Below are 15,906 nucleotides of genomic sequence, written 5' to 3'. Positions count from 1 at the left end.
ATAACTCAACCCGCGTTGCGGGCCGGGCCGAGCGGCCTCACCGCAGCGGCGTGTGCTCCGGGTCCACGCGCTCGCCCTCGCGCACGGGCCCGGGTGCGGTGCCGCCGCCCCACGGGTCCCCGCCGAACGCCTCACGCCCGTGCTCGCTCAGCCAGCTCGCCAGCTCCGGGCCGGCGGGCACGATGCCCGTCGGGTTGATGTCCTCGTGCACCACGTAGTAGTGCTCCTTGATCTGCACGAAGTCGATCGTGTCGCCGAAGCCCGGGGTCTGGAACAGGTCGCGCGCGTAGCCCCACAGCGCCGGCATCTCGGTCAGCTTGTTCCGGTTGCACTTGAAGTGCCCGTGGTACACGGGGTCGAACCGCACCAGCGTGGTGAACAGCCGTACGTCGGCCTCGGTGATCCGCTCCCCCATCAGGAAGCGGCGCGTCGTCAGGCGCTCCTCGAGCCAGTCCATCGCGGTCCACAGCCGCTCGTACGCGGCGTCGTACGCCTCCTGGGACCCCGCGAAGCCGCACCGGTACACGCCGTTGTTCACCTCGGTGAACACGCGCTCGATCACCTCGAACATCTCGTCCCGCTCCGGCCCGGCGTCGGGGATCAGCTGCGGGGCGCCGTCGCGGTGGAACGCGGTCCACTCCGTCGAGAGGTCGAGGGTGATCTGCGGGTAGTCGTTGGTCACGACGCCGCCCGTCGGCACGTCCACGATCGCCGGCACCGTGATGCCCCGCGGGTAGTCCGGGAACCGCGTGAAGTAGTTCTCCTGGAGCCGCTCGGTGCCCAGCACGGGGTCCTTCCCGCCCTCGTCGAGGTCGAAGGTCCAGGACCGCTCGTCGTGGGTCGGCCCCGGGGTGCCCAGCGAGATCGCGTCCTCCAGGCCGAGCAGGCGCCGCACGATGATCGTCCGGTTCGCCCACGGGCACGCCCGCGCCGCCACGAGCCGGTAGCGGCCCGCCTCGACGGGCCACGCCTCGGCCCCCTCGGTGAGCCCGCCGCCCACGCGGCCGACCGTGGACGGCTCGGCCACGGGCAGGGCCCGCACGGCCTCCGGATCCGCCACGATCCGGTCCGCGATGTAGTTCGTGTCCCGCGTGAACTCCGCCCCGGACTGCACGTAGTTGCCCGTGAGCCCCTCGCGCGTGTCGATGGTGCCGCGGTCCGCGGCCTGGCCGGTCTGCTGGTTCTCCATACACTCGAGCCTATGACGACGACCACCGCCACGCCCGGCCCCACGCCCGCCCCGCTGGTGCGCTGCGTGACCGCCCAGAACCCCTCCCCGATGACCCTCGCGGGCACCAACACGTACGTGGTCGCCGCACCGGACTCGGACGCGGCCGTCGTGGTGGACCCGGGCCCGGAGGACGACGTCGCCGCCCACCTCGAGCGCGTGCGTGCGGCGGCCGAGGGGCGCCGGATCGCGCTCATCCTGGTGACGCACCGGCACGCCGACCACACCGGCGGGGTGGACGCGTTCCACGCGGCCACGGGCGCGCCCGTGCGCGCCGCGGACCCGGACTGGTGCCGCGGCGGGGCCGCCGTCCTGACGCCGGACGAGCGGATCGACGTCGCCGGCACCCCGGTGCTGGCGTGGCACACCCCGGGCCACACCTCGGACTCCTACTCGTTCGCCGTCCCGGACGCGGGCGCGCACGGCGCGGTCATCACGGGCGACACCATCCTCGGCTCGGGCACCACCATGCTCGACCACCCGGACGGCACCCTCACCGACTACCTGGCCAGCCTGCGCCGCCTCGAGGCGGCGGGCCCGCTCACGGTGCTGCCTGCGCACGGGCCCGTGCCGGAGCCGCTGGACGTCGTCGCCCGCGACTACCGGCACCACCGCGAGGGCCGCCTGGAGCAGATCCGCGCCGCCCTGGCCGCGCTGCCCGAGACCGAGGCGGCGACGATCACACCCGAGGACCTGGCCCCGCGCATCTACCCCGGCCTCACCGGCACCGTGGCCCGCGTGGCCGTCCAGACGGTGGCCGCGCACCTGCGCCACCTGCGCGAGGGCTGAGCCCCTCCGCCGCGGGCCCGGTCCGCACTACGCTGACCTCAGACCCGTCCCCTCGACCCCGCGGAGGCACCCCATGACCATCCTCGTCGGCTACGCCCCCTCGAAGGCCGCGGACGCCGCTCTGGACACTGCCCTGGACATCGCCCGCTCCACCGGCGAGCACGTGGTGGTGGTCAATGCGGGCCCCGGCGGCGAGCACCGCACCAAGTCCCTCGTCACGGAGGAGCAGCAGCGCGGCGTGCAGGCCCGGTTGGACGCATCCGGCGTGACGGCCGAGTTCCGTCAGTACGCGCGTGGCCGGTCCACGGTGGAGGAGATGAAGGACGTGGCCGCGGAGCTGGACCCGTCCATCGTGGTCATCGGCGTGCGCCGCCGCGGCGGCTTCGGCAGGTTCGTCATGGGATCGGTCTCGGACGAGCTGCTGCAGGAGATCGATCAGCCGGTGCTGTGCGTGAAGGAGTACCGGCAGTACGGGGACCACACGCCCGAGGCCGTGAGCCACGTCGCCGAGACGGACCCGGGCACCCACGGCCTGCCCGCGTCCGAGCCGATGGCCGAGCGGCGTCGGCTCACGCCCGTCGATCCCGGGGACCCGACGCTCGAGCGCTGAGCGCTCCCGCCGGGCCTCAGTCCTCGTCGTCCTGACGGCGGCGCGTGACGGCGTCGTCGAGGGGGCCGGCCGCCTGGGAGCCGGTGCCGCTGCGCCGCCCGGCCTCGTCCGCCGCCGCGGCCTCCGCCGCCTGCTTGGCCTGCTGCGCGCGCCGCTCGGCGAACGCCTCCTCGCCCGGGCCGGCGAGTTCGCGGTTGCGCTGCACCGCCGTCATCGAGCCGGTGTACAGGCCGGAGTGGTCGCCCACGCTGGTCAGCGGTGTGGTGAGGGTGTCCGGGCGCGGATCGGCGCCGTCGACGCGCGGCAGCGGCGCGGTGCGCGGGCGCGGCTCGCGGGCCGCCACCCCGGAGCCGTCCGGGCCCGGCTCGCCCGTCCGGTCGCCACCGCGGGCCGCCGCGTCGGAGCCCTCGGAGGCGGGCGCCGCGTCGTCGTGGGCGGGGTGCCGGTCCACCATGCGCTGCACCACGATGCCCTCGGGGTGCTCGTGGCGCAGGAAGGCCACGAGGTCCTCGCGCACGAGGCAGCGCAGGTCCCAGAGGTCGCCGGAGTTGCGGGCGGAGACCACGGCGCGGATGCGCACGACGCCGCCGGTCGCGTCGGTCACCTGCAGCGCGTGCTCGCGTCCGTCCCACAGGTCCGTGGACTCGAGCAGCTGGGTGAGTCGTGCGCGCAGCGCGTCCACGGGCACGCGCCAGTCCACGTCCAGCTCCACGACGCCGGAGACCTCGGCGCCCACCCGCGTCCAGTTCTCGAACGGCTGGGTGGTGAAGTGCGAGGACGGGTAGACCATGCGGCGGCCGTCCCAGAGCTTGAGCACCACGTTGGACAGGGTGATCTCCTCGACGGTGCCGAACACGCCCTCCATGTCCACCACGTCGCCCACCCGGATCGCGTCCGTGAAGGCGAGCTGGAAGCCCGCGAACACGTTGGTCAGCGTGGACTGCACGGCCAGGCCGGCGATCACCGAGATCACACCGGCGGAGGCGAGCAGGCCGGTCCCGAGCGAGCGCACCTCGGGCACCCCCAGCAGGACCACGGCGACGGCCACCACCACGATCACCGCGTTGAGGATGCGCCGGATCAGGATGGTCTGCGTGCGGATGCGTCGCTCGCGGCGGTGCTCGACGCCGGTCTCCTGGTAGCGGCCGAGGATCCCCGCCTCGATCACGCCGACCAGGCGCCACGCGGCCCACGCGCCCGCGGCGGCCACGGCGATGAGCATCAGGAACGACGCCGGCCGGTACCAGGCCTGCTCCTCGGCCATGACCCCGAGCCAGATCCGGGAGGCCAGCAGGCCGGCGGCGACGGCGGCCGGCAGGCTCAGCCGTGCGGCGCCGTGCTGGAACGCGGGGCGGCGCACGAGCACGACGCGTGCCACCTGCAGGGCCAGGTACACGACCGCCGCGCCGATCGCGAACGCCATCAGCACGGTCAGCAGCGTCCCCCATTCCACGCCGAAGGCCCGGGTGGTGGCGGCCGCCCCGTCCTGGATGTCCCCCTCCACCCCGGACGGCACGGTCTCGCCCGCCAGGAGGCGGTCCAGGGCGGTCAGCAGGGGCGGGGTCGCGAGGGCGGGCAGCGCGGGGAAGACCATGACGACAGTCTGACACCCGCCCCCGGACGCACCCCGGAGAAGAGCACAATGGAGCCTGACCGTCCGCGCGGTCCGGGCCCGGCCGTCGTCGCGCCCCGTCCCGCCGGCCCGCCGCCGCCCCCCCCTGGAGGAATCCGTGCTCTCCGTCATCGACCTGCGCCCGCTCGACACCGCCACCGCGGACCTGTCCCGCATCATCCCGCGGGCGAACGTGGACGTGTCCTCCGTGGTGCCGGTGATCGCCCCGATCATCGAGCAGGTCCGCCACGGCGGTGAGCAGACCCTGCTGGACCTGGCCGAGCGGTTCGACGGCGTCCGTCCGCCCGCCCTGCGCGTGCCCGGGGAGGCGCTCGAGGCCGCCCTGGCCGGGCTCGACCCGCGGGTGCGTGCCGCCCTGGAGGAGTCGATCCGCCGGGCCCGGCTCGTGCACGCCGCCCAGCACCCCCAGGACTCCACGGTCGAGCTCGGCGAGGGCGCCGTCGTGGAGAACCACTGGATCCCCGTGGGCCGCGTGGGCCTGTACGTGCCCGGCGGCCGCGCCGTGTACCCCTCCTCGGTGGTGATGAACGTGGTGCCCGCGCAGGCCGCCGGCGTGGGGAGCCTCGCGGTGACCTCACCCCCGCAGCGGGACCACGGCGGCCTGCCCCACCCCACCGTGCTCGCCGCGTGCGCGCTGCTCGGCGTGGACGAGGTCTACGCGGCCGGCGGCGCCCAGGCCGTGGCCATGCTGGCGCACGGCGTCCAGGACGACGACGGCGGGTGGCTCTGCGCGCCCGTCGACCTGGTGACGGGGCCCGGCAACGTGTACGTGGCCGCCGCGAAGCGCGCCCTGCAGGGCGTGATCGGCGTGGACGCCGAGGCCGGGCCGAGCGAGATCGCCGTGATCGCGGACGGCACCGCCCGCGCCGACTGGGTGGCCGCGGACCTGATCAGCCAGTCCGAGCACGACCCGCTGGCCGCCTCCGTGCTCATCACCGATTCCGAGGACCTGCTCCGGGACGTGCAGGCGGCGATCGAGGCGCAGGTGCCCGGGGCGTTCCACGAGGATCAGATCCGCGAGGCCCTCACCGGCCCCCAGTCCGGCGTGCTGCTGGTGCGGGACATGGACCAGGCCGTGGAGGTCTCCGACCGCTACGCCACCGAACACCTCGAGATCCAGACGCGCGACCCCGAGGCCCTCGTGGGGCGCATCCGCAACGCTGGCGCCGTGTTCGTGGGCCCGTACGCCCCCGTGCCGCTGGGCGACTACTCGGCCGGGTCCAACCATGTGCTCCCCACCTCGGGGACGGCCCGGCACTCCTCCGGTCTGAACACCGTGACGTTCCTGCGCCTGCAGCAGCGCATCCGCTACACGGAGACCGGGCTCGAGGAGGTCGCGGACGGGATCGGCGTGCTGGCCGAGGACGAGCGCCTGCCCGCGCACGGCGCCGCGATCCGCGCCCGCTTCGCGTGAGGGGGCGGGCGTGAGCGGCGTCCGCATCGACGCGTGGCTGTGGGCCGTGCGGCTGTACAAGACCCGGTCGGCGGCCACGGCGGCCGTGCGCGCGGGCCACGTGCGCATCGACGGCGAGCCCGTGAAGGCGGCGACGCCCGTCGTCGTCGGGAACCGGGTGCGGGTGCGCCAGGACGGACGTGAGCGGATCCTCGAGGTCACGGGGCTGATCGCCAAGCGGGTGGGTGCCCCCGTGGCCCGGCAGCAGTATGTGGACCACTCCCCGCCGCCCGTGCCGCGTGAGCTGCTCGCGGTGCCGTACCGCGAGCGCGGCGCGGGCCGGCCCACCAAGCGTGACCGCCGGCAGCTGGACGCGCTGCGCGGCCGCGACCGACGCTGAGCGACTCAGTCCTCCCCGCGCCGTCATCCGCCGTCGTGATGGCGGCCTCATGCGGAGGGTGCGGTCAGCACCATCCGGAACGGCTTGTCGTTGTCCACCGTGGCGGTGAACGTCATCGGCCCCGCCTCATCCACGGGGGGGGAGTCGCCGCCGACCAGCCGCCGCACAGCGCCTCCGACCCGGCCATCCAGGTCTTCGTTCCCCCGCCACTCCGTGAGGTCAGGATCTCCGTCTCACCGGTGGCATCCGAAGGACACAGCACGATGACCCGAAGGACCGCACCCTGTTGGGCGTCCACGGTGATCTGCTGTGTGCCCGTCCCGACCGCCTCCTCCAGGACGGACTCCTTCTCCGGGTCGAGATGGTCCGCATCCGGATGCCGGCGCGTGTACTCGACCAACGTCATCCCGTCCTCCTCGAACAGCGCGGCGGGGAGTGCTTCTTCGCCGGCGGGTGACGACGCGGACGAACCGGTGGCGGAGGCCGACCGGGTTGCAGAGGGGGCCGCTGACGTCGCGGTGACGGAGGACGCCACAACGGTGGATGCCTTGGCGGTGGAGGAGACGCTGCCCGGGGACGCGGAGCATCCCGAGATGGCGGTACCGAGGAGAGCCGCGACGACCACGGCGGCCGGCAATGCCGCAGGCTTCTTCTCGATGTCCATCCGCATGATCCGGTCCCTCTCGGAGAACCGACTGCGGGGGCCGCGGGCTGCGGTCTCGAGCTCCCCCCTCTCGAGTGAGATGATCCTGGCTGGGGATGCGCGGTGTGTCAAGCATCACATCGGCAGCTCGGATGACGCCGCGCGACCGCCGCGCTTTGACCGCCCCACGGACCCCTCCGTAGGCTGGTGCCCAGAATCACGAGTTCCCGTCATTCACGGCCCTGGCCGGCGGGACGGCAACCCTCTCACGCAGTAGTGGGGTGCTCCAGGTGATGATTCGGCCCCTCGGACACCCCGACGGGCAAGTACCGCGTCTCCGCGGATCCGGGCGATCCGCGTTCCCGCCGTCTGCGGAGCCGCGTCAGTCATCGGAAGAGGACGCGCGCCATGACCCTGACCCACGAACCCCACACCGCCGCGTGGGACACCGACCTGTCCCTCGGCAACCTCCGCTCCGGCCTCTCGGCCTTCCCCACCGGGGTCGTCGCGCTGGCGGGCCTCGCCGACGACGTCCCCGAGGTGATGGTGTCCTCCTCCTTCGGCGTGGGCATCTCCTGGGAGCCGGCCCTCGTGTCCTTCTCCGCGCAGAACAGCTCCCGCACCTGGCCGCGCCTGCGCCGGGCCGGGGCGATCGGCGTCTCCCTGCTCGCGGCGGACCAGACGCCGCTGTGCCGTCAGCTGGCCTCCCGCGAGGGCGACCGCTTCGCCGGTCTCGACGTGCACCGCAGCCCGCACGACGCCCTGCTGATCGGGGGCTCCTCGCTCTGGCTCGAGACGCGGGTGCACGCCGAGGTCCCGGCGGGCGACCACACGGTGGTGCTGCTGGAGGTGACGGCCTTGGCGGATCACACGGACGCCGCTCCCCCGGCCGCCCTGCACCGCAATCTCTTCCACGGCCTGCGCGCGCTCTGAGCGAACTCCAGGTGAACAATCGGGCCCCTGGTTCCCGGTCGGCGAGATCCGTGCAATGATGGAGCCTGAAGTTGATCAAGCTGTATCCCGCCATCTTCACTGCTCGTCAGCCCGGCATCGCCGGCGTCGATGAGTGTTGGGCAAGCGGTTCAGTCTCGCCGCTTCACCCGCGTCCCACATCCGGGCCGCGGTCCAACACCGCCACCGCACCGCGGGGGCACATCGAAAGGACACCATCATGGCTGTCGGTACTGTCAAGTGGTTCAACGCTGAGAAGGGCTACGGCTTCATCGCCCCCGAGGACAACTCCGCGGACGTGTTCGTGCACTTCTCCGCCATCCAGGGCGGGGGCTTCAAGGAGCTCCAGGAGAACGACCGCGTCGAGTTCGAGACCCAGGACGGCCCCAAGGGCCTCCAGGCCGCCAACGTGACGAAGCTCTGATCTTCGCCTGACGCACGGCTTCCGACGCCCCCGGTCCACACGGACCGGGGGCGTCGTCGTGTGCGCTTCCGCACGCCCCGCCGCGCACTGCGCCGCACTCCGCCGTACGCCCGTTCGACCGCGGCGCTGCGACACCACCGCAGGGCTGCACTGCGGTGATGTCGCTGAGGCGCGGTCCTCCGGGGTGGGCCTCGTCCTGGCCCTGCGCGTCAGGCCGCGCCCCGCCGACCCACGTGGCGACGCAACAGCAGCACCACGCCCAGGGCCAGCAGATACCCGGCCGCGACGACCGCGAAGCCGGCCCGGTAGTCGCCCGTGACGTCGCGCAGCACGCCCATCAGCAGCGGGCCCAGGGCGAAACCGGCGTACATGCCCATCGAGTTCGCCCCGGTCGCACGGCCCAGCCGCTCGGCCGGCACCTCGCTCAACAGGCCCGCGTTGATCACCACGTTGGCGCCCAGCACCGTCAGGCCGTGCACCGCGGCGCCCACCCACAGCAGGGCCGGCAGGTCCAGCAGGTCCGCGGCGAGGAACACCACGACGCCGGCCACCGCACCCAGGCAGATCACGGCCAGCAGGGTGGTGGGCCGGTCTCCGGCACTCATCCGCCGGCTCCACCCGATCCGGGAGAGCACCCCCACCACCCCGGACACGGCCGCCGCGGCGCCGCCGGCCACGAGCGTCATTCCCAGCGTCTCGACCGCGAACAGCGGCAGGTACGTGTTCGTGGCCTGCATGCCCAGGCCGGTGAGGAACGCGATCGCCGCGAAGAACCAGACCGTGGCCGGCAGGGGCGAGGTGTCCCGCCGTCGTCGCCCGCCGACGGGGCCGGTGGCCGGCGGCGGCGCCCCGGGCAGCGGCGGGGCGACGACCAGGGCGAGCACCCAGAGCGCCCCGATGAGCACCGCGGCCCCCAGCGCGGCGCCCGTCCAGCCGAGGGCGAGGGACGCGGCCGGGAAGAACAGGCCGCCGACCAGCTGGGCCGCCTGCACGCCGGACTGCTTCACCCCGACCCACCCGATGCGCCTCTCCGGCGGCACCACGGTCCGGATGATCCGGTTCGTGGTGGGGTTGGAAATGGCCTGCGTGACGCCCGCCACGGCGGCCGCCGCGTACAGCACGGGCAGGGACGGGGCGACGGCGCCGAGCACGAGCGCCGCGGCGGTGCCGCCGAAGATGATGCTCAGCTGCGCGCGGGCGGACAGGCGGTCGGCGACCCGGCCGAGGCCGAGGGAGGTGACGGCGGCCGCCGCGAACACGACCGTCATCACGGTGCCGAGCTGGCCCGAGGTGACGTCGAGCCGCTCCATCACGACCGTGGAGGAGGCGGAGACGCCGTAGTTGAACAGGGGGCCGGCGCCCATGGCCGCCAGCAGCACCCACAGCAGGGCCGCGGAGGGGCGGCGAGCGGCGGGGGCGGGCGGGGTCACGGCCCCAGGCTACGACCCCTCACGCGACGAGGCGGGAAATCTATTTCATGGGCGCCCGGGGGCGTCGTGTGAGGTGGATTTCCCGCCTCGAAAGCGGGGGTGACTGCGGGGACAGGTCAGCCGACGCGGCCCTCGCCGCGGTGCTCACCCTCCACGCGGCCGGTGGTCCCGCGCTGGGTGACCTCCTCGCCGTCCTGGCGCTCGGGCCGCTCGCCGGCCTCCGCCGGCAGGCCCTCGTTCTCGTCGGTGGGCGTCTCGCCCGCGGTGGCGGCGGGTGCCGGGTCCTGCGAGGCCTGACGACGGCCGCCGTGCGAGGACAGCGACTCGCCCTCACCCAGGGAGCTGACGCGCGGCATCGGCGACGTGGTCAGCGGCACGGACTCGGTCCGCCGGGCGTCGACCAGCGTGGAGCCCGTCCCGGAGATGGGGGAGCCCTGCACGGGGGCGCCGCCCGCCTCGCGGCCCGGGATCAGCAGCTCGGAGCGCCACTCGGGGTCGCGCTCGGTGAGGTAGTCCACGCGGGCGTGCTCGCCGAAGTGGTCCGCGTCCGCCTCCTCCCAGTCCATGGCCCAGCCGGCAGGCGGGTCGTTGAGCAGCTCGTCCGTGCGCAGCCAGTGGTAGATGGACGCGTACGAGCGGGTGCTCAGGTGGTCCACGCGTCGGCGCAGCATGCGGGTGTTCAGCTGGGACGGATGCGTCAGACCCATGGACGCCATGATCTGCACGGCCTCGCGCACGGTCAGGCGGTGGTAGTTGAAGACGCGGTTGCCCTTGTCCTCCACGTCGAGGGCGCGCATCAGACGCGGGTCCTGCGTGGCCACCCCCACGGGGCACTCGTTCGTGTGGCACTTCTGCGCCTGGATGCACCCGGTGGCCATCATCATCGCGCGGGCGGACATGGTGAAGTCCGCGCCCTGGATCAGACGCCTGACGATGTCCGAACCGGTGGCGACCTTGCCGGCCGCGCCGAGCTTGATCATGTGGCGCAGGCCGGTGCCCACGAGCGCGTTGTGCACGAGCATGAGGCCCTCGGTCAGCGGGGTGCCCACGCGGTCCGAGTACTCGAGCGGGGCGGCGCCGGTGCCGCCCTCGGAGCCGTCCACGATGATGAAGTCGGGGGCGATCCGCTCCTCCCAGATGGCCTTGGTCATGGCCAGCACGTCCACGCGGGAGCCCACGCAGAACTTGATGCCGATCGGCTTGCCGTCCGAGAGCTCACGGAGCTGCTCGATGAACTTGACCATCTCGCGCGGGGTGCGGAACGCGGAGTGGGACGCCGGGGACAGGCAGTCCTTGTCCATCGGGATCTCGCGGGCCTCGGCGATCTCGGGGGAGATCTTCTCCTTGGGCAGCATGCCGCCCAGGCCAGGCTTCGCGCCCTGGGAGATCTTGATGGTGATGCCCTTGACCTCGGGCAGCACCGCCTTCTCGGCGAACTTCTCCGGGCTGAAGGTGCCGTCCTCGTTGCGGCAGCCGAAGTAGCCGGAGCCGATCTCCCAGAACAGGTCCGCGCCGTTGCCGCGGTGGTACTTGGTGAGGCCGCCCTCGCCGGTCTCGTGGATGAACCCCCCCAGGCCGGCGCCCTTGTTCATGGCGACCACGGCGTTGGCGGAGAGGGAGCCGAAGGACATGGACGAGATGTTCATCAGCGAGATGTCCACGGGCTGGCGGCAGTCCGGGCCGCCGATCCGCACCGTGGGGGGCTCCTCCGGCGGGTTGACCGGGGCGGTGGAGTGCAACAGGAACTCGTAGCCGATCTCCGAGGTGTCCCGCTCGGTGCCGAACGCCTTGTGGCTGTCCAGTCCCTTCGCACGGGCGTAGACGATCGAGCGGGTGTCCCGGTCGAACGGCTTGCCGTCGAAGTTGCGCTCGATGAAGTACTGCTGGATCTCGGGGCGGATCGACTCCAGCAGGTACCGCATGTGGCCGAGCACGGGGTAGTTGCGGAGGATCGCGTGCCGCTTCTGGGTCATGTCCCACACGGCGAGCACGAGCAGCGCCACCAGGAGCACCGCCAGCACCCACCACGCGCCGCCGCCGATGGCGGCCACCAGCACGACGACGAGCGCGGCCAGCGAGAGGGTCGCGACGATCAGGAGTCTGTTGTTCACCCGACCATCGTGCCCTATATCACTCGAACGTTCATCCTCGCCGCACTGTGTCGAGGTCCCACGTGTGGGGCAGGGGCGTCCGGGCCGACGGCAGGGCCACGCTGCGCCGCCACTCGTGCAGCCACTCCGGCAGCGTCGGCTCCCCCGCGAGGTCGTGGCCGGCCGCCGCCGCGATCGCCCGGACCTCGTCGTTCTCCACGGGGCGGCCGTCCTTCTTGCGCAGGCGCGTGCAGATGTACGCGCGCACCGCGACGTCGCCGTCGACCACCACGCGCTGCTCGAACCACACTGCGCGCTCATCCAGGCCGATCATCCGCGTCTCCACGTCGAACCGCTGCCCCAGGGTCACCGAGCGGCGGAACGCAATCTGCTCGGCCTGCACCACGGGCGTCCAGCCGCGACGGCGGATCTCGTCCCACAGGCCGGTGCGGACCATCGCGTCGAAGCGGCCGAGGTCGAACAGCCCGAAGTACTGGCCGTTGTTGACGTGCAGGGCCATGTCCACGTCCGTGGGCAGGGCGCGCATCGGCAGCGTCGTCGGCTCCCAGAGTCCGGCGCGCGGGCGGCGGCGGGCGCGGGCGACGACCCAGATCGTGCGGGGGATCAGATGCATCGGAGGTTCCTCCTCGGGGTCACAGGACCCCCTCGGTCAGATGGTCCGGCGTGCCGAACCGGTGGGCGGTCACGGACACGGCCTGTTCGTGCAGGAACGGCAGCAGCTCCACCTCGCCGGCGCTCACCACGGGGCCAGCGTAGACCGCCACGTCGGGGGTGTCGCCGAGCGCCGCGTGCAGCGCGCGCCGCGCCGCCTCGGCCGCCTCCCGGTCGCCGGTCCAGTCGGCGACGAGCCGGATCCGTGCGTCGCCGCCGCCCTCCGCTGCGGGCGGGATGAGGGCCAGCCGCCGGGCGCGGTCGTGGAACGCGGCGTCGTCCTCGACGACGACGTCCACCGGCGCGGACGTGCCGGCACCCTCCGTGCGGACGGACCGGACCAGCTCCTCCACCCGGCCGCGCACGGCCTCGGCCGAGAGCCCGTCCGCGTCGGGCCCCTCCGCGGTGGGGGTCGGGCGCAGGCTCACGGTCATGGGCGCCCCGGCGCGCAGGCCGGCGGAGACGATGCGCAGCAGGTGGTCGGCGGGCCCCGAGTGCCGGCGCACGAGGACCGGGGTGGGGACGTGACGCAGCACGTTCCGCTCGGCCTCGAGCGCGGAGACGTCCGTGGCCACCCCGAACACGGTGGTCCACGCGTGGGTGTCGAGGGCGCGGGCGGTCTCGAGCCAGGATGCGCCCGCACCGTCGGCCTCGGCCCCGGGCCGTCCCTCTCCCCCGGCCCACGTGGGCGCGTCCTCCCAGTCCACGAGGCCGTGCAGGTAGTGCGGCCCGCCGGCCTTCGTGGTGGGGCCGACGACGGAACGCTTCCAGCCGCCGAAGGGCTGGCGGCGCACGATGGCCCCGGTGATGCCGCGGTTCACGTAGAGGTTGCCGGCGCGCACGCCGCGCAGCCACACGTCGATCTCCTCCCGGTCCAGCGAGTGCAGCCCGGAGGTGAGGCCGTAGTCCACGGCGTTCACGATCCCGATGGCCTCCTCGAGCGTCTCGGCCGTCATCACGGCCAGCACGGGGCCGAAGTACTCGGTGAGGTGGGCGTCGGCGCCGGGGCGTACGCCGGAGCGGATGCCCGGGCTCCACAGGCGACCCGTCTCGTCCAGCTGCCGCGGGCGCAGGGCCCACCGCTCCCCCGGGCCGAGCTCGGTGAGCCCGCGGCGCAGCTTCTCGCCGGGGGCCTCGATCACGGGGCCCATCTCGGCGCGCGGGTCCGCGGGGTGCGCCACGTGCAGGGACGAGGCGGCGTCCAGCAGCTGCCGGTGGAAGCGCTCGGAGGTGGCCACGGAGCCGACGAGCACCACGAGGGAGGACGCCGAGCACTTCTGGCCGGCGTGACCGAACGCGGACTGGACCACGTCCTTCGTGGCCAGGTCCAGATCCGCGGACGGGGTCACGATCACGGCGTTCTTGCCGGAGGTCTCGGCGAGCAGGTGCAGGTCGGGGCGCATCCCCTTGAACAGCCGTGCGGTGTCCCAGCTGCCGGTGAGGATGAGCCGCTCGACGGCCGGGTCGGTCACGAGCGCCGCGCCGACCTCCGCCTCGTCCTCGTCCGCCAGCGTCACCAGGCGCACGAGGTCCGCGGGGTCGTGCCCGGCGAGCGGGCCGCCGTCGTCGAACAGCCCCGAGTCCCGCAGCCCGGCCACGATCAGCTCCCACGCGACCGCGCCCGTCCGCTCGGACTGCGGGGCCGGCTTGAACACCACGGGCGAGCCGGCCCCGAGCGCGGCGAGGACGCCCCCGACCGGGATGGCCACGGGGAAGTTCCACGGCGGGATCACCAGGGTCAGGCGGACGGGCACGGCGCGGGCGCCCTCCACCGCGTCCAGGCCGCGTGCCAGGCGCGCGTAGTAGTGCGCGAAGTCCACGGCCTCGGAGACCTCGGGGTCGCCCTGGTCCAGGGTCTTGCCGGTCTCGGCGGCGGCCACCTCCAGCAGGCGGGCCCGGCCGGCGTGCAGGGCCCGTCCGACGGCGTCCAGCGCGTCGGCGCGCTCGTGGCCGGTGAGCGCGCCCCAGCGGGCGCCGGGGTCGGCGGTGGCGGCGATGGCGGCGCGGGCGTCGTCGGCCGTGGTGGCGCGGTGGGCGCGGACGGTGTCCGTCCCGAGGTCCGAGCCCGGGACGGCCGCGAGGATCCGGCGGGCCCACTCCCGGTTGCCGGGCAGCGCGGGGTCCGTGTCCGGGGTGTTGGCGAAGCCGTCCACGGGGGCGGGGGTCGGCCCGTCCTCCCCGCGGGACCGGTCCTGGAGGCGGTTCGGACGGGGCACGGCCGCGTCCAGGTGGCGCAGCGAGGCGCGGAAGCGCTCCTCCTCGCGGGCGAACAGGTCCGCGTCCGCGTCCAGGTCGAACACGGCGGACATGAAGTTCTCCGGGGAGGCGCCCTCCTCGAGGCGGCGCACGAGGTAGGAGATCGCCACGTCGAACTCCTCGGGCCGCACCACGGGCGTGTAGAGCAGCAGGGCGCCGACGTCGGCCCGGACGGCGGCGGCCTGGCCGGTGGCCATGCCGAGCAGCATCTCGAACTCCACCGCGGCCGGGTCGAGGCCGCGGTGCTCGATCAGCCGGTGGGCGAGGGCGACGTCGAAGAGGTTGTGCCCGGCCACGCCGATGCGCACGTGGGCCAGATGCTCCGGGGTGAGCGCGTAGTTGAGCACGCGCTTGTAGTTGGTGTCCGCCTCCTGCTTCGAGCCCACCGTGGCCAGCGGCCAGCCCGTGAGGGAGGCCTGCATCCGCTCCATGGGCAGGTTGGCGCCCTTGACCACGCGCACCTTGACCGGGGCGCCGCCGGCGGCGACGCGGCGCGCGGCCCACTCCTGCAGGCGCACCATGGCCGCGAGCGCGTCCGGCAGGTAGGCCTGCAGCACGATGCCGGCCTCGTAGTCGCGCAGGCCCGGCTGCTCGAGCAGGGCGGTGAACACGTTGAGCGTGAGGTCGAGGTCGCGGTACTCCTCCATGTCCAGGTTGATGAAGGTGTCCCGGTCCCGGGCGAGCTCGAACAGCGGGGTGAGCCGCTCGGTGATGTCCGCGACGGCCTCGTCGAACGCGTAGGGCGCGTGCGGGGCGGTGGCGGCGGAGACCTTGACGGACACGTAGTCGACGTCGTCGCGGCGGATCAGCGCGGCGATGCCCTCGAGTCGGCGGTCCGCCTCGCCCTGACCGAGGATCGCCTCGCCCAGCAGGTTGATGTTCAGCCGGGTGTGCTCGTCGCGCAGGGCCGCGATGGCCTTGCCGAGCTGCCGGTCCCGCGCGTCGACGATCAGGTGGGAGACCATGCGCCGCAGCACGCGGCGGGCCGTGGGGACGGCGATGCGCGGCACGAGCGGGGCCGCGCGGCCGCCGACGCCGAGGACGGCGCGCAGGGCCGGGGGCAGGAAGCCGGGGGCGCGGCCGGCGAGCTCCCGCAGCGACCGGGCGGCGATCGCGGGGTCCTCGGGGCGGACCACGTGGTCCACGAAGCGCACGATGAAGTCGAGGCCGCCCGGCTCCTTCAGGGCGCCCGCCAGCTGGCGGGCCGCGAAGTCGGCCTCATGGTCGCGGGACTCGGCGAGCCAGCGCCGCACCTGCGCGACGGCGTCGTCGGCGAGGGCGTGCAGGTCGGCGGGGTCGGGGATCCCGCCGGTCACGCCGAGGACCCGGTCGAGATCGTCGTGGTCCTGGGCGGAGAACATCGCGGTCATGGCCGCACTCTGCACGT

13 protein-coding genes and 1 riboswitch are annotated in these 15,906 nt (G+C 73.8%); of the genes, 6 read left to right on the top strand and 7 right to left on the bottom strand.

Annotated elements, in window-relative coordinates; translation table 11 throughout:
• Positions 1-37: 37 nt before the first annotated feature.
• Entirely contained in the window at positions 38-1,189 is a 1,152-nt protein-coding gene (locus tag ACUW6W_RS02255; RefSeq protein ID WP_454179721.1) for a glutathione S-transferase family protein, read from the bottom strand.
• A 12-nt stretch (positions 1,190-1,201) separates the two neighbouring features.
• Here ACUW6W_RS02255 and ACUW6W_RS02250 point away from each other — a divergent pair, with 12 nt between their 5' ends.
• Both ACUW6W_RS02250 and ACUW6W_RS02245 read left to right on the top strand, forming a co-directional pair.
• Entirely contained in the window at positions 1,202-2,017 is an 816-nt protein-coding gene (locus ACUW6W_RS02250; RefSeq protein WP_101967503.1) for an MBL fold metallo-hydrolase, read from the top strand.
• Between the two features lie 73 nt (positions 2,018-2,090).
• Positions 2,091-2,627 (top strand): universal stress protein, encoded by a 537-nt coding sequence (locus ACUW6W_RS02245; RefSeq protein WP_020628186.1) that lies wholly within the window; start codon positions 2,091-2,093, stop codon positions 2,625-2,627.
• Between the two features lie 16 nt (positions 2,628-2,643).
• Here the strand turns inward: ACUW6W_RS02245 and ACUW6W_RS02240 are convergent, their stop codons facing one another.
• Positions 2,644-4,221, bottom strand: coding sequence for a mechanosensitive ion channel family protein (locus tag ACUW6W_RS02240; protein WP_454179719.1), 1,578 nt, complete (start codon positions 4,219-4,221; stop codon positions 2,644-2,646).
• 136 nt (positions 4,222-4,357) lie between these two features.
• Between ACUW6W_RS02240 and hisD the strand changes: the two genes are divergently transcribed.
• Both hisD and ACUW6W_RS02230 read left to right on the top strand, forming a co-directional pair.
• On the top strand, positions 4,358-5,674 hold the full coding sequence (hisD, locus tag ACUW6W_RS02235; protein WP_454179717.1) for a histidinol dehydrogenase: 1,317 nt from the start codon (positions 4,358-4,360) through the stop codon (positions 5,672-5,674).
• Positions 5,675-5,684: 10 nt separating this feature from the next.
• Positions 5,685-6,053 carry an RNA-binding S4 domain-containing protein gene (locus ACUW6W_RS02230; protein WP_002855797.1) on the top strand — a complete coding sequence of 123 codons (369 nt, stop codon included), beginning with the start codon at positions 5,685-5,687 and terminating at the stop codon, positions 6,051-6,053.
• A 112-nt stretch (positions 6,054-6,165) separates the two neighbouring features.
• Here the strand turns inward: ACUW6W_RS02230 and ACUW6W_RS02225 are convergent, their stop codons facing one another.
• Positions 6,166-6,717, bottom strand: a complete 552-nt coding sequence (locus ACUW6W_RS02225; RefSeq protein ID WP_230956264.1) for a hypothetical protein — start codon at positions 6,715-6,717, stop codon at positions 6,166-6,168.
• Between the two features lie 194 nt (positions 6,718-6,911).
• Positions 6,912-7,031, top strand: a riboswitch (SAM riboswitch).
• A 73-nt stretch (positions 7,032-7,104) separates the two neighbouring features.
• Between ACUW6W_RS02225 and ACUW6W_RS02220 the strand changes: the two genes are divergently transcribed.
• Both ACUW6W_RS02220 and ACUW6W_RS02215 read left to right on the top strand, forming a co-directional pair.
• Positions 7,105-7,629 (top strand): flavin reductase family protein, encoded by a 525-nt coding sequence (locus ACUW6W_RS02220; RefSeq protein WP_036338761.1) that lies wholly within the window; start codon positions 7,105-7,107, stop codon positions 7,627-7,629.
• Between the two features lie 238 nt (positions 7,630-7,867).
• Positions 7,868-8,071, top strand: coding sequence for a cold-shock protein (locus ACUW6W_RS02215; RefSeq protein WP_020628179.1), 204 nt, complete (start codon positions 7,868-7,870; stop codon positions 8,069-8,071).
• A 209-nt stretch (positions 8,072-8,280) separates the two neighbouring features.
• Here ACUW6W_RS02215 and ACUW6W_RS02210 read toward each other — a convergent pair whose 3' ends face one another.
• The 4 genes from ACUW6W_RS02210 to ACUW6W_RS02195 all read right to left on the bottom strand — a co-directional run bounded on the left by ACUW6W_RS02210 (position 8,281) and on the right by ACUW6W_RS02195 (position 15,889).
• Positions 8,281-9,501, bottom strand: coding sequence for an MFS transporter (locus tag ACUW6W_RS02210; RefSeq protein WP_454179715.1), 1,221 nt, complete (start codon positions 9,499-9,501; stop codon positions 8,281-8,283).
• 116 nt (positions 9,502-9,617) lie between these two features.
• Positions 9,618-11,612: an FMN-binding glutamate synthase family protein gene (locus tag ACUW6W_RS02205; RefSeq protein ID WP_454179713.1), complete on the bottom strand. Its 1,995-nt coding sequence runs from the start codon at positions 11,610-11,612 to the stop codon at positions 9,618-9,620.
• Between the two features lie 31 nt (positions 11,613-11,643).
• The gene (locus ACUW6W_RS02200; protein WP_036316171.1) at positions 11,644-12,225 is read right to left on the bottom strand and encodes an acyl-CoA thioesterase; all 582 of its coding nucleotides are present in this window, start codon (positions 12,223-12,225) and stop codon (positions 11,644-11,646) included.
• Between the two features lie 19 nt (positions 12,226-12,244).
• On the bottom strand, positions 12,245-15,889 hold the full coding sequence (locus tag ACUW6W_RS02195) for a proline dehydrogenase family protein (protein ID WP_454179711.1): 3,645 nt from the start codon (positions 15,887-15,889) through the stop codon (positions 12,245-12,247).
• Positions 15,890-15,906 lie beyond the last annotated feature (17 nt).

The organism is Micrococcus sp. 093350064-1 (assembly GCF_053627955.1).
The sequence above is the reverse complement of the archived record's forward strand: the minus strand, read 5'-3'. Positions and strand labels throughout refer to the sequence as shown.